A 19,266-nucleotide genomic window follows, 5' to 3' on the forward strand; every position below is an offset into this window, starting at 1 on the left:
ACACTAAAAGCATTTACAGAGAGCGAAGAAATTGTTCATCTTCTCGGGTTAGCAACCCTTTGGCTCTAGCCGATTCAATTAAGTCCGGCCTTAACCTCAACGTCAGCTCTAAAGACTTCTGCCGACGCCAATCCGCTATTTTAGCGTGATGTCCGCCCAAAAGCACGTCCGGAACGGATAAATTTTCATATATTTCAGGGCGGGTGTAGTGCGGATAATCCAAAAGGCCGTTCATAAAGCTATCCTGGGTGGCTGATTCGCCATCTCCAAGGGCCCCTGGAATAAGCCTGATTACCGCATCCATCATGGCCATAGCGGGGATTTCACCCCCAGAAAGCACAAAATCGCCAATAGACAGCTGCAAATCCACGTTTCGATCGACAAAACGTTGGTCTACAGCCTCATATCGACCACAAATGAAGCTTAAATTGCCGTAATTGAGGATATCTGTCGCTATCTTCTGAGAAAAGCGCTCACCTTGGGGCGCCAACAAGCAGATTGGTCCACTTTTAATCCCTGCCACCTCATGGGATGCCTTGATTCCGGCAACGGTATCTTCCAATGGCTTTGCCATCATGACCATTCCTGGGCCTCCGCCATAGGCACGATCATCTACGGTTTTACGAGGGTCAGAACAAAAATCTCGAGGGTTCCATAAATGGACACTGGCCAAAGATTGTTCGCATGCGCGCCCAGTAATACCCCACTGCGTTAAAGCAGAGAACATTTCCGGAAATAAGGTCACAACATCAAAGCGCATATCTATCTCGAATTATCTTTGAGCTTTATTGCCAGTCAGATTGCCAGTCAAGCGTAATCAGTTTGTTTGGCAGGTCAACGTTTTGCACTACTTCTTTTACAAACGGCACCAAATATTTGATTGTCTTTGTTTGTGCATCGCCAATTGCGATCACACCATGCGCACCATTCTCAGTGACATCAATCACTTCACCAAGAGTTTCATTTTGCAAATTGATGGCGTTACATCCAATGAGGTCTACCCAGTAATAGGAATCACTCTCAGCCTTTGGAAAGGCATCGCGCGCAACTAATATTCTGGCACCCTTTAATGCAAGCGCTTGATCGCGATCGCTGACGCCGTCAAGAGCCATCACCACATTGCCACTGTGCATCTTGGCACTCTTTACTTTGTATTGCGTCAATGAACCCTGCTCTACAGACGCAGAAACGCCAGCATCCCTACGCGGGATCAGAGATAACCAAACCGATTTAGAAGAAAGAAGTGCTACAGGTTCTGAAGAGTGAGGCCTAACCTTCACTTGACCCTGTAAACCTTGTGCCTCAGATATGGCACCAAGCTCAATCAAATCATTTAGGGAAGGCGTGCTCATTTGTAAGACACCTTATTTTCCCAAAATAGAACTACTAGAAATTCTGCCACTAAAAGCTTCATCACTTCGACGAAGCTTTTAGTAATCGAATATTAAACAGCTGGATTGTTTTTGATCAAACGCACTACTGTTGGAGAGATTTGCGCACCAACACCAGTCCAGTAAGTCAAACGGTCTTGAGCAATACGCATTGCTTGCTCAGTTGCCGCTGCTTGTGGGTTGAAATAACCAATACGCTCGATAAAGTTCGAGTCACGACGGTTGCGCTTATCAGTAGCAACGATGCTGTAAAAAGGGCGCTTCTTAGAACCGCCGCGTGCCAGTCGAATGACGACCATACTTATTCCTTAAAATCTAAAATGAAAACAGGTTGATTACAACCCAATGAAATTTCTACAAAAAATCTTGGGCTCCAGCTCACCAAATACAGATACGGTAGAGCGGAAAACCTCATATTCTAGACGAAAACCCCTACTTCTTCCACCTATTTAAGCAGGCTAGCCAGTAGAATAGAATGTAGCCAGATGTAAAAAGTATATTAAAAACAATAACTTAGAAAAATATGACCCTTAAATCCAGCGTTTCAGCCGCCTTTAGAAGCCAAATAAATAGGCTATTTCTGGCGCTTTCTTGCTTAGGTCTTGGTCTTTTGGTTGGTTGCGCTAACGTTATCCCACCTTGTGGCGCCAAAATCAGCCCACCGAGCAGTGAGCTCAAAAACACCAAATGGGAGCTCACCCGCTGGAACTTGCCCCCAAACAATAATGGTGAGGTTCGCGCCCGCCAGATCCCCCAAGGTGACGCTAGCAATCCCATCCAAATCATTTTTGACGTCAATGGCCAGCGCCTTAGTGGTTCAACAGGATGCAACCGCTTTACTGCAACGATCGATGAAGATGCGCGTGGCTTCTCTCTCAAGAAAATTGCCAGCACCAAAATGGCTTGTAGTCCGCAACGCATGGAACTAGAAAATGATTTTCTCTATCAGCTAAACGACTATCGCAGCATCGTGCGTAATGGCGATCAACTACTCATGATTGGCGCGGATCGCGAAGTATTAAGTTTTACTCAAAAACCAAATAAATAAACATCGGCAACTCTACAGAAATACTTATGAAAAAATCCAAACTCCTATTTTGTGCACTGGGATTTCTCCTTCCTGGAAGCGGTCTCAACTGCTTTTATCTACAGGGGCTCAAATCCTTTTGGGCATGGGTGCAGTTATTTGCCTTAATTGGTGGTGTGGCGGGTTGGGTTATTTTAAAAGGTGCACATTTTCATTCTGCGCCAGGATGGGTACTTGTGACTTTTGGATTTATTGCGATTGAAGCAAGTTGGTTGACGACGATTGCTTTCGGTCTGCGCTTAGATGAAAAGTGGGATGCTCAATTTAACCCAGGCATTGAAGAGCATCGTCGCAGCCGCTCTGGCTGGCCCGTGATCTTGACTGTGATTTTCTCTTTAGTTTTTGGTGCTGGTGTGATGATGACTTTTTTAGCAGTCTCATTCGAGCAATTCTTTATCTCTCAAATCCATGAAGCAAAAAAGCTATCCCAGTAATTGCGGATAGCCTTTCTTTTGCAAGAGCCGCTCTTTGGAGCGGTTTTTTTATTCTCTTTTAAGACTCTCTAGAACTGCTCCACTTCTAAAGCATTAGTAGAGTGTCCGCTTTCCACAATCGATGTGGCTAGGGCTTGCGCCTGAGGCATGAGGTTCTCTGCAAAGAAACGCGCTGTAGCAATTTTTGCATCATAGAAACTTGGATCTCCGTCACGCAAACGCTCAGCTGCTAAGAGTGCTCTAGCCATTTGCCAACCGCCCAACACTAAACCAGATAAGCGTAGGTAGGCAAAGCTGCCGGCGTAGACCGCTTTGATATCAGTCTTAGCATTTGCCACGATATAGGCTACAGCTTGCTCGAATGCAGCACGAGCTAAAGTAAGTTGCTTGAGCACCGCTTTAGCATCCGCTGAACCACTAGCAGCTAAATCTTTTTCTGTAGCAGCAATTCTTTGGGAAAGTTCTTTTGCAATAGCGCCGCCATCACGTACGGTTTTTCTGCCGACCAAGTCATTCGCCTGAATGGCAGTGGTGCCCTCATAAATCGTCAAGATGCGGGCATCGCGATAATGCTGGGCAGCGCCGGTCTCTTCAATAAAGCCCATACCGCCATGAACCTGAACGCCTAAGCTGGCAACCTCAATCGACATCTCTGTAGAGAAGCCCTTAACGATCGGTACTAAGAATTCATAAATAGCCTGGTTTGCTTTGCGTACAGCCTCATCAGGCGCTGCGTGCTGCGCGTCATAGGCAGAAGCAGCGTAATAAGCTAAGGCGCGTGATGCTTCTGTGTAAGCACGCATTGTCATCAACATACGCTTCACATCAGGTTGATGAATAATCGCTACAGGGCCAGGAGAGCCAGCTAAGTCGCGGCTTTGAACACGGTCTTTTGCGTATTGAACAGCCTTTTGATAAGCGCGCTCTGCTACTGCAACACCTTGCATACCTACTGCAAAGCGAGCTGCATTCATCATGACAAACATATATTCCAGGCCACGGTTTTCTTCACCAACCAAGTAGCCGATTGCGCCGCCATGATCTCCAAATTGCAGCACTGCAGTTGGGCTGGCCTTGATGCCAAGCTTATGCTCAATGGAAACACACTGCACATCATTGCGCTCACCTAATGAACCATCAGCATTAACTAAGAACTTAGGAACTACGAATAAAGAAATCCCCTTTACACCCTCAGGTGCATCAGGCGTTCTTGCAAGCACCAAATGGATAATGTTCTTAGCCATATCGTGCTCACCATAGGTGATGTAAATCTTGGTACCAAAAATCTTGTATGTACCATCACCCTCAGGTACAGCACGCGAACGCACCATCGATAAATCAGAGCCAGCCTGTGGCTCGGTGAGATTCATTGTTCCAGTCCACTCACCAGAAATCATTTTCGGAACGTATTGCTCCTGAAGTTCTGGGCTTGCCGCTGTTAACAAGGCTTCAATAGCCCCATCAGTCAGCAATGGGCAAAGGGCAAAAGAGAGATTGGCCGCATTGACCATTTCTAAACATGCAGTAGAAATCAGTTTTGGCAAGCCTTGGCCACCAAACTCTGCTGGATGAATAACACCTTGCCATCCTGCAGCAGCGTATTGCTCAAAGGCATTCTTGAAGCCAGGAGTAGTTGTGACAACACCATCTTTTAATGAGCTTGGATTTTGATCTCCAGTCCAGTTCAGGGGCGCAACAACATCTTGATTGAACTTAGCAGACTCTTCCAAAATGGCAGGCGCTAAATCCACATCTGCACCCGCTTCTGCATAAGAGGGATAGGCAACAACATCTGATAGCCCAGCTAGTTCATTCATTACAAACAACATATCTTTCACTGGGGCTACATATGGCATTACAACTCCTTTTAATTCAAATTGAATACTTCAATTATTTGACTAGCATTGCTGCCAGCCACTTATCCCAAAGCTTTTGTTAACTCAGGAACCGCGGTATTTAAATCTGCAACCAAACCATAATCTGCAACACCAAAGATCGGTGCTTCTGGATCTTTATTAATTGCGACGATGACTTTGGAGTCTTTCATACCAGCCAAGTGCTGGATGGCACCAGAGATACCTACAGCGATATAGAGCTGTGGAGCAACAATCTTGCCTGTCTGACCAACCTGATAGTCATTAGGTACATAGCCCGCGTCTACCGCAGCACGTGATGCGCCCAAAGCAGCGCCGAGCTTGTCAGCTAAAGGTGCGATGAGCTCTTGATACTTCTCGCCAGAGCCTAAGCCACGGCCACCAGATACGATGATCTTGGCAGCAGTCAATTCAGGGCGATCTGACTTGGTTAACTCGCGACCAACAAAAGAGGATTGAGCTTTACTGTCAGCGACTGCCGCTTTCTCAATAGCAGCAGAACCGCCAGTCGAGGCTACTGGATCAAAACCAGTAGTACGAACAGTGATCACTTTTACTGGGTCAGCAGATTGCACCGTTGCAATTGCATTACCAGCGTAAATTGGGCGCTCAAAAGTATCTGCTGACAGCACTTTAGTAATGTCAGATAGCTGAGCAACATCCAACTTAGCGGCAACTCTTGGCAAGACATTCTTACCGTTAGCAGTTGCTGGAGCCAAGATATGGCTATAGCCATTCGCAATTGAGAGAATCTGCGCAGCCAAAGGTTCGGCCAGTTGGTCAGCTAAATTAGCAGCATCGATTTGAATTACTTTGCGTACACCAGCAATTTGAGCTGCTGCAGCTGCGGCGGCATCAGCCCCGCTACCAGCAACCAGCACGTCTACCTCTGGAGAGCACTGCAAAGCAGCCGCTACTGCATTAAGCGTAGCTGCTTTTAAGGATTGATTGTCGTGTTCGGCAATAACAAGTGCGGCCATTTAGATCACCTTCGCTTCATTTTTGAGTTTTTCTACCAAGGCTACTACATCAGCAACCATCACGCCTGCGCTACGCTTAGGCGGCTCTTCAACTTTGATTGTTTTTAGACGTGGAGCAATATCTACACCTAGATCTTCAGGCTTCACAATATCGATTGTCTTTTTCTTGGCCTTCATAATGTTCGGCAATGTGACATAACGTGGTTCATTCAAACGCAAGTCAGTCGTAATCACTGCAGGCAATGTCAACGCAATAGTTTCTAAACCACCATCGACTTCACGAGTCACTGTAGCTTTGCCATCAGCAATAACTACTTTAGATGCAAAGGTTGCCTGTGGAATATCCATCAAACTTGCCAACATCTGACCAGTTTGATTGCTGTCATCATCAATTGCTTGTTTGCCAAGAATGATAATTTGCGCCTGTTCTTTATCAGAGAGCGCCTTGAGAATCTTTGCAACCGCTAAAGGTTGTAAGTCGGTATCAGGAGCAGTCTCAACCAAGATGGCGCGATCAGCACCAATAGCTAATGCGGTACGCAGAGTTTCTTGGCATTGGGTTGCACCAGCAGTCACTACAACCACTTCAGTCGCTACGCCCGCTTCTTTTAAACGCACCGCCTCTTCAACAGCGATTTCATCAAAGGGATTCATACTCATTTTGACGTTAGCAAGATCCACGCCAGAGTTATCTGATTTCACCCGAATTTTGACGTTGTAATCAACAACGCGTTTTACAGCTACTAAGATTTTCATTTGGAATTCTCAATAATGGTTAACGATCTATTTTATCCGCCCTGAAGAGCAATCTCTAGACATCAATAGCGGCGGCAGATCCAGCCTGCTTGCGCAACTCAAACTTCTGAATCTTGCCGGTCGATGTCTTAGGTAGCTCGCAGAACACAATCGCCCTAGGAACCTTGAAGCCAGCCAAATGCTGCTTGCAATGGGCAATGATCTCTTCCGGCGTTACTGTTGACCCCGGCTTAATCTCCAGGAAGGCGCAAGGGGTTTCGCCCCACTTTGGATCTGGTTTAGCAACCACGGCAGCAGCATTCACTGCAGGATGGCGATAGAGCACATCTTCCACCTCAACAGAAGAAATATTCTCCCCGCCAGAAATAATGATGTCTTTGCTACGGTCTTTCATCTTGACGTAACCATCAGGATTCATCACGGCTAAGTCACCCGAATGGAACCATCCACCCTCAAACGCTTCTTGAGTGGCCTTTTCATTCTTCAAGTAACCCTTCATGGCGATGTTGCCCTTGAACATAATCTCACCCATAGTTTCACCATCAGCGGGAACTGGTTTCATCGTTTCTGGATCTAGCACTGCAATTGCTTGCTGCATGTGATAGCGCACACCTTGACGAGCATTCAAACGAGCGCGCTCACCGATATCCAAATCATTCCATTCGTCTTGCTTGACGCAAACTGACGCCGGGCCATAAACCTCAGTCAAACCATAGACGTGAGTTAAGTCAAAGCCCAACTTTTCCATGCCCTCAATAATGGATGCAGGTGGCGCAGCGCCTGCAATCAAGCCTTTGACGCCCGCAGGCACACCAGCCTTCAGCTCATCAGGCGCATTGACCAAGAGGTTATGAACAATAGGAGCAGCACAATAGTGGGTCACGCCATGCTCCTTAATAGCTGCAAAAATATGCTGCGCATCCACACGACGCAAGCATACGTTTACACCAGCACGAGCAGCAATGGTCCATGGGAAACACCAGCCATTGCAATGGAACATCGGCAATGTCCACAAGTACACCGGATGCTTATTGATATCCCAGTCCAACACATTTGAAACGGCGTTGATGGAAGCACCGCGATGGTGATAAACAACTCCCTTAGGATTGCCAGTAGTACCAGAGGTGTAGTTCAAGCAAATTGCTTGCCATTCATCAGCGGGCACTTGCCATGCAAAACTAGGATCACCTTCAGACAGGAATTTTTCATAAGTCAGTTTGCCCAACTTCTCACCGGGCACATCAAACTCTTTTTCTTCTACGTCTATTACTAATAATTCACGGCCTGATTCTTTCTTTGCAATCTCCAAAGCCTTCTTCATAACAGCTGAAAACTCCGGATCAACAATGACTACTTTTGCCTCACCATGATTGAGCATAAATGCGATTGATTCGGCATCTAAACGAGTGTTGAGGGCATTTAATACCGCGCCCGCCATCGGAATACCAAAGTGAGCCTCCACCATTGGCGGGGTATTGGGCAACATCACTGCCACCGTATCACCCAACCCAATACCGTGTTTTTGCAAAGCACTAGCTAAGCGACGGCAACGTTCGTATGTTTGCTGCCAAGTCTGGCGCGACTTGCCATGAATGATGGCGGTTTTATTTGGGTAAATCTCTGCTGAGCGCTCTAAAAAGAGGAGCGGAGTAATTGGAGTGTAATTGGCTGGATTGCGATCCAAACCTTGTTCATAAATATTTGCCATCTTCAGCTTTCGATTTCGTTTTACTAAGTTACAGTTACTGTATTAAATGTCTGCTAACGCCTTAACGTGAGCCACAACACTGCGCCCCAATGCTGAGAGGTTGTAACCCCCCTCTAGGCAACTTACGATGCGACCTTGCGCATAATCATTCGCAATTTCTTTTAAGCGCTTGGTGATCCAGGCATAGTCATCTTCGACCAAACCCATCTGACCAAGGTCATCTTCACGATGAGCATCAAAGCCTGCTGAAATAATCAAGAGCTCTGGCTCAAAGTTACGCAAAGCAGGCAGCCATCTCTCTTCCACAATCGAGCGGACTACATCGCCACGAGTGGAGGCTGGCAAAGGTACATTAACCATATTGTTAGCATGATCAAGACCACTGTAGGGATAAAAAGGATGCTGGAAAAAGCTGCACATCAAGACATTAGGGTCATTGAAAAAAGCAGCTTCCGTACCATTCCCATGATGCACATCAAAATCAATAATCGCTACACGCTCTATGCCATAGGTTTCCATGGCATATCGTGCGGCAATCGCCACGTTGTCGAATAAACAAAATCCCATCGAGCGAGTTGGTTCTGCGTGATGTCCTGGAGGTCTCACCGCACAAAAGACATTCTCAACCTCACCCTTCATTACGGCATCCACTCCAGCAATGGCAGCGCCAGCAGCTCTCAGCGCTACTCTGTAGGTATGGGGATTCATGATGGTGTCGCCATCAAGCATGAAATACCCACTCTCAGGAGAGCGCTCTCTCACAAAAGAAACGTGATCAGGGCTATGCACCAACTCAAGTTGATCTTCGGTTGCCAATGGCGCATCTAGGTGATGCAGGAGGCGATCAACGCCGCTACGAATTAACTGGTCATTAATCGCTTGAATTCGTTCTGGACACTCTGGGTGATGGCTTCCCATCTCATGTTTCAGAAAGTCTGGATGAGTTATGTATCCTGTTGTCATTACTCAAAATCCTTAATCACAAATTTATAATTTTTATAATCCGATAAAACGTGTTCAATATTCGAAAATCCAATACCTTCAGCATGAACTTTCGCATTCCCCTCTTGCTTTTGACTCTTGCGCTAGCGGCGTGTTCTAGCGCCCCCACACAGCCTACAAAGTCCCAACAAGCCATCGTAAACCAGACTGAGGATGCAGCCTCAGAGGCGCGTTTTAGCCAAAACCTCAACGAACTACTCGGACAAGTCTCCCAAACCCAAGAAATACCGCTTCCAGCGCTAGAAATGGGCTTTCTTGATGTTAAAACGATTCCTTCGATTCGAAAACTGGTATTACCCCCATCGGGAACTTTTAAGAAAAATTGGTTGGCATACCGGAAGCGCTTTATTGAGCCGGTCCGCCTCAAGGCTGGCAAGGCATTTTGGGAGCAAAACCAGGACTTTTTGAGCCAAACCGAACAAGAATCAGGGGTTCCTGCCGAAATTATTGTGGCCATTATCGGGATCGAAACCATCTATGGACGCCAAACCGGCAACTTCAGAGTGAAAGACGTACTTTCCACTCTCGCCTTTAGCTACCCTGAGACGCCTAACAAACCCGCACGTGAACAGCTCTTTAAGGATCAACTCAAAGAACTGATTTTGCTCTGCTGGACCGAGGCAGGTGGCAAGCTGCCATCCAAAAGTAGTAGCCAAGGTGTCAATAGTGCAATCTTTAGCTCCTGCTTAAATCAAAACAGTTCTTATGCTGGAGCCATTGGTCTGCCGCAGTTCATGCCTGGAAGCATACGTAACTTTGCAGTAGATGGCGATGGCGATGGGCGCATCGATCTTAAAAATAGTCCGAAAGATGCCATTGCTAGCGTAGCCAGTTTTATGAAGAAACATGGCTGGCAACCAGGCATGCCGATTTCATTTCCAGTTCAAGTCAATGGAATTGAAGCTGCCAAGCAGTTGGCTGATGGCGAGCCGCAATTGAAATTCACTGTGCAGGAATTAATTGATAAGGGCATCCTAACCAAACAACAAGGCGACCTACAAAGTGGTGGCGTAGAACCGCAAAGCAAAGCCTTCATTATTGACTTGCCCTACCCTGATAAAGATGGCGCTGATCAAGTGCAATATTTTGTTGGCTTAAATAATTTTCTGACGATTGTTCAGTACAACCGCAGTTACTTCTATGCGCAAAGCGTTGCTGAATTTTCTGAAGCCCTGGGATACAAGAATCAAAGTGTGGTTCCAGCAGAAAGCCCAAGCAAAAATGGAGGGGCTAAAGCTGCTACCGAAAAATCCAAGACTAAGAAATCAAGCCAAAAGAAAAAGGCTAAATCTACTTAAGCAGGAAACACCCCAGTAGATAGGTAGCGGTCACCGCGGTCGCAGACAATAAATACGATCGTGGCATTTTCAACTTGACGCGCAATGCGCAAGGCGACCACTAGGGCGCCGCCGGCAGATATACCACAGAAGATACCCTCTTCAACAGCCAAACGACGCGCCATCTCTTCAGCATCAGCTTGAGATACGTATTCAATAAGATCAACTTTATCGCCTTGATAGATCTTGGGTAAATACTCAGGAGCCCATTTACGAATCCCCGGAATTTGCGATCCATCCTCAGGTTGTGCTCCGATAATCTGAATCGCAGGATTCATAGACTTCAGATAAGTCGACACTCCAGTAATAGTGCCGGTAGTTCCCATCGCCGAAACAAAGTGAGTAACTTGTCCATCGGTATCACGCCAAATTTCTGGGCCAGTAGTTTCGATATGCGCTCTGGGGTTATCTGGATTAGCAAACTGATCAAGCAATCTGCCTCGACCTTCTCGCTGCAATTGCAGAGCGTAATCCCTCGCAAACTCCATGCCACCAGATGCTGCCGTCAAAATGAGTTCGGCACCATAGGCAGCCATACTTTGACGACGTTCAATGCTTTGATTTTCTGGCATCACTAAAATCATTTTGTAACCCAGCATCGCTGCAGTCATTGCTAGCGCAATACCAGTGTTACCGCTAGTTGCCTCAATTAATGTGTCGCCAGGTTTAATTTCGCCACGCTCTTGTGCGCGAGAAATCATCGACAGCGCAGGTCGGTCCTTCACCGACCCCGCTGGATTATTACCTTCCAACTTACCCAGAATCACATTGTTACGATTCTCGTTTTCCAGACCAGGGATGCGCTGTAAACGAACTAAAGGCGTATTGCCCACTGTCTGCGAAATAGTAAGGTAGGAAGGTTTGCTCATAAGGCCATTTTAGCCACAAGCTGCCTTACACGCGATAGGGTTTAATTTCGGCGACCTGCTCCCGCACGCTCCGGCTGATTGCGACCGCTAGCTTGATTACGAGAATTGCGTCTGCTAGAAGCCCCGCCCTCCTTTTTTGTGCGGCCATTGGGCTCCCGAAAAGAGCTTGGGGCTTCAATGGTTAAGCCGTTATCCACCATTTTTTCAACTGATTTCATACCGATGCCGCGAACGCGTTTTTGCAAGTCATTGGCATCCTGAAAATGTCCACCATCTAAACGCTCAGCAATAATCGTCTTCGCTTTAGCCGGGCCAATACCTTTGATGCTTTCTAACTCAGACTGGGTGGCAGTGTTGACGTTAATCGGTGAAGCATGGCTCACGCCTGTGCTTGAAGTTAAGAAAGTTAATGCCACTGCTACGGCCCTAACAAAACCTTGTAGTTTTTCTAATTTTAAATATTGAGTCATTTTTTCTCCTCTAGAAAATAAAAAATCCACGGACACAAAGTGTGCGTGGATCATGTACAACGACTCAGGTTACTAGGGGTTGACTAGCTTCTCGAGCGGTCAAACCAATCAGTAATTACTGACGATGACCTCATCTATTGACTCAAGATAAATTGGGCGGCCCGTTTAATAAACTCAGGCTCAGTCTGGTTAAACCCATGATAAGCAAAGGACTCACAAACGTTACCGTCGCTGGCACCACCCTCAATAATCTCTAGACGCGAAACAGTATTTTTAGGTCTTGATGAAATAATATTTTCAGAAACGGATGGTGGAGTACTTACGCACTGGTCATTTGCATGATGAATTGCTAATACCGGTAATTTCACATCATCACTCAAACTAGCAGTTCTGACAGTTCCAGCAATAATGATGCCAGTTAATAACTTAGATTGTTGATTGAGTTGATTGACGAAATGCGTAGCAGTTGAGGTGCCCATACTATGCCCAAATATCCAAATGGGCAGCCCTAATTTATTTTTATAAAACTGCACTACTTCACCAACTCGACTTAAGTGCTCGCCCCCATCTCTACGATCGCCCCGCTTAATATCTCCTAAGTCATATGGAGTATCCACCAGAACAGCATCAATTTGATATTGAGACCACTGATCTGCCGATCGAACAAACGTGTGATGGTTTTTGGTTAAACCATCCTCTTTGAGACGCAACATACCGCCGCCCCCAGAAAATAACAACACAACTGCTTTTGCATTTGGTGTGGGTACGAGCAATGTTCTCGTCGGCACATCTTGCTGATGCGGGACATCTAATACTTGTGCCTGCGAAGTGACAGCCGCAAAGCACAAGCAAACAGCCAATAAAGACTTAGCTACCAATGATTCCCTTTAGACCGGTGTAAATCGACACGGCTGTAGTTCCTAGAGCCACGACGGTGCCGCCGTATTCCTGCAATGCCTTCATTAAGCCATGGACATTTTTCAGTGAGGCTCCGCCGTCTTTAAAATTTAGCGAGGCGACTTTCATCATTGAACTCACTAAGCCAGCCCTACGAGCACGTTGCTTTGCGGCATATGCAACACCACCAAGCAACATACCGGTTAAGAAGCTAAATGCAATGCTGGCTGAATACTCTAAAACCTCTTTCCATTCAAAAAGATTCTGAGGCCAAACTGGTGAGCGATCAACTAGGCTGGTAATCCAGCTCATACCAATAACCGAGGCAATTGCCAAGAAAATAACGCCCGCAAACCAGGGCATTACTTTATGTGAATGCTTGTTAAATAAAGCATAAGCAAATGGAAGCGGCAACACCATTGAAATAATCCGCAAATAAATCATTTTGGTGTCATAAACAACCGCAATTAACCAGTGCGCCACAAGCAATAAAACCAGAGGAATAATGAGATATATCGCGATATCCGCCATCCACTGGAAAGCAGATATTTTCTCAAGCCGCTCATTTTGATCTTCAAGTTGCTGTTCTAACTCAGCTATTCGCAGCTCATAAAACTCAGTATTGATAACTGCTGCAAGCTTGCCCTCCAAATCTGCAACTTTTGCCATCATCGGCTTAAATAAGTAGAGGTCACGACTACAGGTTTTGCAGACGTGAGCCTCCTCAGAAACCTCCGACAGGCAGTATGGGCAATTCATTATTTATTTACTACTAGATTCATTACAGAATTTGTTTCACGACCTTCGGAATCTTTTACAGTCACGCGGATGGTATGCGTTCCTGGAGGCACATCCGCTTTTGCAAAATCAATGCCATTAGCGGAGATCGCACTTTTAAGACGAGGGGTGAGATCAACAAAGGGTGACTTCATATATACGACTTTTACTGAACTGGGATCAATCTTTGCATCACCACGTGCCTCAAAATTCACTTTGAAATCAAATGGAGCAACTACTGGGGTGTCAGCTTCAGGAGACGCTAATTTAATTGCTGGGCCACGAGAAATTCCTCGAGTTGCCAAAGCTCCTGAGGCTGGAGGCAAAGCTGCCTCTTTTGCGCTGATCAAAGGTGCAGAGATGGCTAATTGGGAAGCAGTTAATACGAGTGAGGCGAACAATACTTTAGTGAATTTCATAAAAGCCTTTAATAATTAAAGTTACTCAATGGGTAGATCTTAAATCAATCTCCAACCACCACGAACGGAGCCCAGAACAAGGGGTGGGCATAGGCATACTTCATACTGCCACCCTCCTTCATACCGCCTTGATCAATTTGGTTCAACATAGCCTGTCTCAAAAGCTCAGCCTTGCTGGTGCCTTGAGCTTTTTGTTGATTTCTAAACAAGTCCGTCATCATCGTTCTCGAGGCTACTGAGTCTACTGGCCAGTTAGAAACCAAAAGCGCTTTGGCGCCCGCAAAGAAGAAGGCTCTACCCAAACCTGATACCGCCTCTGAGCCAGCACCCTCACCAGCAGCGGTATTACATGCTGACAGCACTACCCAGTCTGCATCCAATTTCAAGGTAATAACTTTATCCATAGTGAGCAAGCCATCATCTTTATCGCCAGTGACATCAGGGGATGACAAAGCAAGCGCTGGCTGAGTGAGGCCATTCAGCTCTCCTGGGACTAGGCCATGAGTAGCAAACATCACCACCTTACGATTCGATAAGTCGGTTGACATCACTTGCTTCACGGAAGCCTGTTGATGCAAGAAGATATCCCCGTCTCCTGCGCCGATCGCTTTACCAATCTCCTCTAACTCAAGACTGGTATCAGGCAAGCGGGGTAAGAGCGCCAACTCGGCAGAGCTCACACCCGAAGTCTTCGGCGCACTCCGTAAAGACAGCGGAATACCACGTGTTGCCAATTGCGTCGCTTTTGCTTGCTTTTGCGCAGTCTTCTCTTGCTCGCTACTGAAGTAAGGATCACCAAAGCCAATAAAGTTCTTACGATTAGGGTTACCAGCTGGTAAGGCACGCAAGGCAGTCAATGCTGTCACAGATGGAACCTGAGCAACCGCAATATCCCTTGTCAGCCATGGCACAGTCTTATAGCCGCTAAATGGTGTAGCACCACCTTTAGCAGGCTGCGCTGTTGGCTTAGTTACTAACAACGATAAAGGTAACTGCCCAAGCTCAGCATGCGGCACTGTAAGCATGACCTTTTTACCCATAAAGGAACTTTGCACCGGCGCTAATACTTGCTGGTAAAGCTGATTTGCTAAGGCAACATCAAATGGCGGAATCTCATCAATCGTAGCCACGCCAGGATCTAGCGATTTACGAAGCTGAGTTACCTCTTTAGCAACTTGATTGCGACCGACTGATAGCTGAGCAAATTGCACTGGCTTATCTTTAGTGATCGCCCATACATACCCCACGTTATCGGCAAAATACCAAGAGATTAAAACCTCATCAGGCTTAAGCGCTTTTTGAGCCCGCTCTACTGAAGCAGGCTTAGGTTCAACCAACTCAGCATAATCCGGAAACTTACGCTCAATCTCTTTTTTAATATCTTCTCGTTGAGATTTAAAGCTGGCAATATCTGTACGAATCTTTGCCTGAACGGCTGGAAGTTGTTGTTCTGAGGGTGCAGACAATAGTCCAGTTAAAAGCTCAGAGAGTGTATTAATGCGTTGCTGTAAATCCTGCTCGCGCCTCGCCAATGAGGCTAGCTGCGGATCAGAAATGTTTGCCCGTGCTGCGCTAGAAGTCAAAGCGCGCTGCACCCCACTGCCACGCGCAAGATCTGCAATTTGAAAGGCTTCAGCAGCAGCAGCGCTGGAGGGGTCTGCCTTAGCTTGCTGAGCAAGTGAAGCTAAGTACTCCTCCAAAACAAAAGTCATTCTTTGGGTTTGACGTATTGTTGAGGTTGCATTCTCTGAATCATTGCGCGCCTGATCAATCAAAATTGGAATCGACTGCTTAAATTCAGTCAGCGCACTAGAGCCCTGCCCAGACACTTGGAGAGCTGATGCATTAAATGCCCTGATCATTGCAAGACGCGGAGAGCTCTTTTCCATTCGTGCGCCCGCCTTAGAAAGCATGTCCGCAGTCATTTTTTCAGCTTGAGATGCTTTACCCGTTTTAATCAAAGCGATGGCCCAGTCTAGGTCACCAGATTGATAACGAGAGGCAATTTCTGGATCGCCCTTAAGACCTTCTACCATTTCAGTAAAGACCTTATCAGCCGGCAAATACTTACCATCTGCAGCCAGTGCAGTGGCTAATGCCTTTCTGGTAGCAGCTATTAAGGGTGATGCGGAATAATTTGTAGATTGCTGCGCCACCTTAAGAGCTGCTTGAGACAATAAAACCGCCTCGGCTTGGCGACCTTGTTCGCTAATAATTTTTGAGAGGGTTAGCAAAGCAAAGCAGGTGCTTGCAGAATTTACCCCCTCACGATTAATGGCCAATACAACAGACTCCCTGGCCCAATATTCAGCATCCATTAAGCGTCGCTGTCCCAGAAATGCATTTGCCATTTCGTTATACAAATGAATTCTTTGTGCGTAAGCGTATCTTGGCGTACTTGAAATATCCTGCAACACCCTAACTTCATTATCTAACGCGTCTTTATTACTATCTTTAACGTTATCAAGGATCGTTTTATTTAAGCCAAGAGCGGTTTTGAAACTTCTTTCCGCTTCAATAAACTTGCCTTCCGACATAAATACTCGGCCACGAGCACGTTCATAACCCAACTGCCAGTTAGTTTTATATATAAAATTCGGATTTCTAGCCACGCTTATTAAGTTTGAGTAATCATTTTCAAGGGTGGCCAATGCTTTATTAGCGCACTCAAAGTCACCCATCCGCAAACAGATGTTTACGATTGTTTGCCCAATACTTATTCTCCAGCCAGCAAGGTTATTGGGAACCATTGCTCTTGTATCTTCCAGAGTTTTCTTGGCAAGAACAAGGTTGCCCCTTAATGCCTCCTGCTGGGCATAATTCGCTCTTTCATCAAGCTGCATGGCCATATCACTACTGGGATAATCGAGTGCAGCTTTTCTATAATTCTCTAAAGCTTCTTTGCTGTTTTCCAGAGCGGTTTCGGCAACGGCTCGCTGATAGTAGTAGTGATTCAGAGCATTTGAGTCATTTGTCGATGGCGGAGATTTGGCAAGAACTTTTTTGGCCTTATCTATAAGGCTTTGATCTTGCCGAGTATGGCTCAATATCTGCAATATATCTTTTACATCTCTGGGAGGAGCCTTTACATTCTCGACATCCACTTCATCTTTAGTAGGCGCTGCAATTAAAGGATTCGACACCACCGCTATGGTGCAGCACAATAATAATGATTGAATTAGTGAGAGCTTACGCACAGGAATCTCCTAGTTTTTATAAGCAATATGGTAGTCCATTAATGCAATGGATGTAGTAGGTGGGACTACCTAGTTATAAGGATGTAGCGGCTAAAAGAATGCTGGAACTTAGCTTATAAGGGATTAGCCAAGAAACCAGAATTGGCTTCTAGCCACTCAATATATCTGCCTACGCCCTGCTCGACATTGAGGAAGGGCTCGGAGTAGCCGGCAGCCCTGAGTTTGGTGAGATCAGCCTGAGTGAAGCACTGATATTTTCCTTTGAGCGCATCCGGAAATGGGATGTATTCAATCGCTTTTTCTTTTACTAGCTCTTGCAGTGATGCTGGAGCTGCTTTATCAAGCTTACGCATCGCATTTGCAACTGCATGAGCAACATCATTAAAGGGTTGAGCGCGACCGCTACCCAAATTAAAGATGCCGCTGATTTCTGGATGATCTAGGAAGAAGAGGTTTACCTTCACTACATCTTCAACTGATACAAAGTCACGACTTTGTTCACCAGCACCATAACCACCATATTCACCAAAGAGTTTTACATGGCCATTTGCTTTGTACTGGTGGTATTGGTGAAACGCAACAGATGCCATGCGACCTTTGTGTGACTCGCGGGGACCATATACGTTGAAGTAGCGAAAACCCACCACTTGGGCTGTATTAGCTTTCTCAGCAAAGCGCTTACGCATCACTTGATCAAACAAGAACTTGGAGTAGCCGTAAATATTGAGAGGCTTCTCATGCTCGCGGCTTTCTACAAAAACGTCTGAGCCGCCGTAAGTTGCAGCTGAAGAGGCGTAAAGCAACTGTACCTTTTGCTCAGTACAGATGTCTAGCAAATCCATGGTGTAGCGGTAGTTATTCGCCATCATGAAAATACCATCGGTCTCCATGGTGTCTGAACAAGCACCCTCATGAAAGACTGCTTTTACCTTGCCAAAGCGACCACTTCTAAATGCCTCCAGAAATTCATCTTTATCGAGGTAATCAATGATGTCCAAATCCGCAAGGTTGCGGTATTTATCTGCAGGACGAAGGTCATCAACTGCAATGATGTTTTTCTCGCCACGCGCATTAAGCGCCTGGACAATGTTTGCGCCAATAAACCCAGCCGCGCCGGTTACGATAATAGTCACTGTAATTCCTCTGAAGTAACGGTTGCAGTACCTAGCTTGCCAACTACGATGCTGCCCGCACGGTTTGCAAGAGCCATGGCTTTTTCCAAAGGCCATTTAGCAGCCAAGGCCACGGCCAATGTTGCAATCACGGTATCGCCAGCACCAGATACGTCAAATACCTCACGCGCCTGAGCTTTTACATGACTTACGCCTGCATCTGTATACAAACTCATTCCCTCTTCAGAACGAGTCAAAAGCAATGCTTGCAAGTCGAGAGACTTTCTCAGTTCCTGGGCTTTCTTAGTTAACTCTTCTTCACTACTCCACTTGCCAACTACTTGGCGTAACTCACTACGATTGGGCGTTAAAACAGTAGCGCCACGATACTTTTCGTAGTCTTCGCCCTTGGGATCAACCAAAATCACTTTGTTTTGCGCTCTAGCTTGCTCAATCATATGAGCCACTTGACCTAATGCCCCTTTACCGTAATCCGACAGAATCACAACATCAGCATCGCCAACCAATTTTTCAAAACGCTCTAACTTGTGAGCCAACGCTTTTGCACTGGGGGTTTCTTCAAAATCCAAACGGATCAATTGTTGTTGGCGAGCAATCACGCGCAACTTCACAATCGTTGGGACTTCAGCATCAATCTCTAATTGACTATCAACACCGCCTGCTTTTAATAATTCCACTACACGCTTGCCAGGCTCATCATTGCCGACGATTCCAAGAATCGTTGCATTCGCATCAAGCGCAGCCACGTTACGAGCTACGTTAGCAGCGCCACCCAAGCGCTCATCAATCTTGCCTACCTGGACCACCGGTACAGGAGCTTCTGGAGAGATGCGATTGGTGTCACCAAACCAATAACGATCGAGCATCACATCACCTACAACCAGTAGGCGGGCTTTAGAAAACTGTTCTCGATTAGCTTTTTCCATTTAGATACT

General features: G+C 46.3%; 19 protein-coding genes. 3 read left to right on the top strand and 16 right to left on the bottom strand.

Annotated elements, in window-relative coordinates; genetic code table 11:
- Nucleotides 1-13: 13 nt before the first annotated feature.
- The 3 genes from trmD to rpsP all read right to left on the bottom strand — a co-directional run bounded on the left by trmD (nt 14) and on the right by rpsP (nt 1,690).
- Nucleotides 14-760, bottom strand: coding sequence for a tRNA (guanosine(37)-N1)-methyltransferase TrmD (trmD, locus tag ICN10_RS02095; RefSeq protein WP_216212015.1), 747 nt, complete (start codon nt 758-760; stop codon nt 14-16).
- A gap of 25 nt (nt 761-785) precedes the next feature.
- On the bottom strand, nt 786-1,352 hold the full coding sequence (gene rimM, locus ICN10_RS02100; protein WP_216212018.1) for a ribosome maturation factor RimM: 567 nt from the start codon (nt 1,350-1,352) through the stop codon (nt 786-788).
- 92 nt (nt 1,353-1,444) lie between these two features.
- Nucleotides 1,445-1,690, bottom strand: coding sequence for a 30S ribosomal protein S16 (gene rpsP, locus ICN10_RS02105; RefSeq protein ID WP_011902362.1), 246 nt, complete (start codon nt 1,688-1,690; stop codon nt 1,445-1,447).
- Between the two features lie 224 nt (nt 1,691-1,914).
- Here rpsP and ICN10_RS02110 point away from each other — a divergent pair, with 224 nt between their 5' ends.
- Nucleotides 1,915-2,439 (top strand): META domain-containing protein, encoded by a 525-nt coding sequence (locus ICN10_RS02110; protein WP_216212021.1) that lies wholly within the window; start codon nt 1,915-1,917, stop codon nt 2,437-2,439.
- 26 nt (nt 2,440-2,465) lie between these two features.
- Nucleotides 2,466-2,912, top strand: coding sequence for a hypothetical protein (locus ICN10_RS02115; protein ID WP_068324290.1), 447 nt, complete (start codon nt 2,466-2,468; stop codon nt 2,910-2,912).
- Between the two features lie 68 nt (nt 2,913-2,980).
- On the opposite strand, the gene ICN10_RS02120 is transcribed toward ICN10_RS02115, so the two are convergent.
- From ICN10_RS02120 to ICN10_RS02140, 5 genes are all read right to left on the bottom strand, one after another.
- On the bottom strand, nt 2,981-4,768 hold the full coding sequence (locus ICN10_RS02120) for an acyl-CoA dehydrogenase (RefSeq protein ID WP_216212024.1): 1,788 nt from the start codon (nt 4,766-4,768) through the stop codon (nt 2,981-2,983).
- A gap of 62 nt (nt 4,769-4,830) precedes the next feature.
- Nucleotides 4,831-5,766, bottom strand: a complete 936-nt coding sequence (locus ICN10_RS02125) for an electron transfer flavoprotein subunit alpha/FixB family protein (RefSeq protein WP_216212027.1) — start codon at nt 5,764-5,766, stop codon at nt 4,831-4,833.
- Nucleotides 5,767-6,522: an electron transfer flavoprotein subunit beta/FixA family protein gene (locus ICN10_RS02130; protein ID WP_216212031.1), complete on the bottom strand. Its 756-nt coding sequence runs from the start codon at nt 6,520-6,522 to the stop codon at nt 5,767-5,769. It abuts the gene before it with no gap.
- Nucleotides 6,523-6,577: 55 nt separating this feature from the next.
- Entirely contained in the window at nt 6,578-8,230 is a 1,653-nt protein-coding gene (locus ICN10_RS02135; protein ID WP_216212034.1) for an acyl-CoA synthetase, read from the bottom strand.
- Nucleotides 8,231-8,272: 42 nt separating this feature from the next.
- Entirely contained in the window at nt 8,273-9,193 is a 921-nt protein-coding gene (locus ICN10_RS02140) for a histone deacetylase family protein (protein WP_216212037.1), read from the bottom strand.
- A gap of 83 nt (nt 9,194-9,276) precedes the next feature.
- Here ICN10_RS02140 and ICN10_RS02145 point away from each other — a divergent pair, with 83 nt between their 5' ends.
- The gene (locus ICN10_RS02145; RefSeq protein ID WP_216212040.1) at nt 9,277-10,530 is read left to right on the top strand and encodes a lytic transglycosylase domain-containing protein; all 1,254 of its coding nucleotides are present in this window, start codon (nt 9,277-9,279) and stop codon (nt 10,528-10,530) included.
- Here ICN10_RS02145 and cysM read toward each other — a convergent pair.
- From cysM to rfaE1, 8 genes are all read right to left on the bottom strand, one after another.
- A complete protein-coding gene (cysM, locus tag ICN10_RS02150; protein ID WP_216186269.1) occupies nt 10,527-11,438 on the bottom strand; it encodes a cysteine synthase CysM in 912 nt (303 codons plus the stop codon). The genes ICN10_RS02145 and cysM overlap by 4 nt on opposite strands.
- A gap of 41 nt (nt 11,439-11,479) precedes the next feature.
- Nucleotides 11,480-11,908, bottom strand: a complete 429-nt coding sequence (locus ICN10_RS02155) for a helix-hairpin-helix domain-containing protein (protein WP_216212044.1) — start codon at nt 11,906-11,908, stop codon at nt 11,480-11,482.
- Nucleotides 11,909-12,042: 134 nt separating this feature from the next.
- Nucleotides 12,043-12,786: an alpha/beta hydrolase gene (locus ICN10_RS02160; protein WP_216212047.1), complete on the bottom strand. Its 744-nt coding sequence runs from the start codon at nt 12,784-12,786 to the stop codon at nt 12,043-12,045.
- Entirely contained in the window at nt 12,776-13,564 is a 789-nt protein-coding gene (locus ICN10_RS02165; protein WP_216212050.1) for a hypothetical protein, read from the bottom strand. Before ICN10_RS02165 ends, ICN10_RS02160 begins: the two co-directional genes overlap by 11 nt.
- Nucleotides 13,564-14,001: a hypothetical protein gene (locus ICN10_RS02170; protein WP_216212051.1), complete on the bottom strand. Its 438-nt coding sequence runs from the start codon at nt 13,999-14,001 to the stop codon at nt 13,564-13,566. The genes ICN10_RS02165 and ICN10_RS02170 overlap by 1 nt, the downstream gene beginning before the upstream one ends.
- A gap of 44 nt (nt 14,002-14,045) precedes the next feature.
- Nucleotides 14,046-17,198: a CHAT domain-containing tetratricopeptide repeat protein gene (locus tag ICN10_RS10195; RefSeq protein ID WP_216212055.1), complete on the bottom strand. Its 3,153-nt coding sequence runs from the start codon at nt 17,196-17,198 to the stop codon at nt 14,046-14,048.
- 113 nt (nt 17,199-17,311) lie between these two features.
- A complete protein-coding gene (gene rfaD / locus ICN10_RS02180) occupies nt 17,312-18,331 on the bottom strand; it encodes an ADP-glyceromanno-heptose 6-epimerase (protein ID WP_216212058.1) in 1,020 nt (339 codons plus the stop codon).
- Nucleotides 18,328-19,257, bottom strand: a complete 930-nt coding sequence (rfaE1, locus tag ICN10_RS02185) for a D-glycero-beta-D-manno-heptose-7-phosphate kinase (protein ID WP_216212061.1) — start codon at nt 19,255-19,257, stop codon at nt 18,328-18,330. Before rfaE1 ends, rfaD begins: the two co-directional genes overlap by 4 nt.
- Between the last annotated feature and the right edge of the window lie 9 nt (nt 19,258-19,266).

It is taken from the genome of Polynucleobacter sp. 86C-FISCH, from assembly GCF_018882415.1.
Classification (GTDB): Bacteria; Pseudomonadota; Gammaproteobacteria; order Burkholderiales; family Burkholderiaceae; genus Polynucleobacter.

Coding starts and splice junctions, on each gene's coding strand:
- trmD (WP_216212015.1), bottom strand. CDS start 760: ATGCGCTTTGATGTTGTGACCTTATTTCCGGAAATGTTCTCTGCTTTA.
- rimM (WP_216212018.1), bottom strand. CDS start 1,352: ATGAGCACGCCTTCCCTAAATGATTTGATTGAGCTTGGTGCCATATCT.
- rpsP (WP_011902362.1), bottom strand. CDS start 1,690: ATGGTCGTCATTCGACTGGCACGCGGCGGTTCTAAGAAGCGCCCTTTT.
- ICN10_RS02110 (WP_216212021.1), top strand. CDS start 1,915: ATGACCCTTAAATCCAGCGTTTCAGCCGCCTTTAGAAGCCAAATAAAT.
- ICN10_RS02115 (WP_068324290.1), top strand. CDS start 2,466: ATGAAAAAATCCAAACTCCTATTTTGTGCACTGGGATTTCTCCTTCCT.
- ICN10_RS02120 (WP_216212024.1), bottom strand. CDS start 4,768: ATGCCATATGTAGCCCCAGTGAAAGATATGTTGTTTGTAATGAATGAA.
- ICN10_RS02125 (WP_216212027.1), bottom strand. CDS start 5,766: ATGGCCGCACTTGTTATTGCCGAACACGACAATCAATCCTTAAAAGCA.
- ICN10_RS02130 (WP_216212031.1), bottom strand. CDS start 6,522: ATGAAAATCTTAGTAGCTGTAAAACGCGTTGTTGATTACAACGTCAAA.
- ICN10_RS02135 (WP_216212034.1), bottom strand. CDS start 8,230: ATGGCAAATATTTATGAACAAGGTTTGGATCGCAATCCAGCCAATTAC.
- ICN10_RS02140 (WP_216212037.1), bottom strand. CDS start 9,193: ATGACAACAGGATACATAACTCATCCAGACTTTCTGAAACATGAGATG.
- ICN10_RS02145 (WP_216212040.1), top strand. CDS start 9,277: ATGAACTTTCGCATTCCCCTCTTGCTTTTGACTCTTGCGCTAGCGGCG.
- cysM (WP_216186269.1), bottom strand. CDS start 11,438: ATGAGCAAACCTTCCTACCTTACTATTTCGCAGACAGTGGGCAATACG.
- ICN10_RS02155 (WP_216212044.1), bottom strand. CDS start 11,908: ATGACTCAATATTTAAAATTAGAAAAACTACAAGGTTTTGTTAGGGCC.
- ICN10_RS02165 (WP_216212050.1), bottom strand. CDS start 13,564: ATGAATTGCCCATACTGCCTGTCGGAGGTTTCTGAGGAGGCTCACGTC.
- ICN10_RS02170 (WP_216212051.1), bottom strand. CDS start 14,001: ATGAAATTCACTAAAGTATTGTTCGCCTCACTCGTATTAACTGCTTCC.
- rfaE1 (WP_216212061.1), bottom strand. CDS start 19,257: ATGGAAAAAGCTAATCGAGAACAGTTTTCTAAAGCCCGCCTACTGGTT.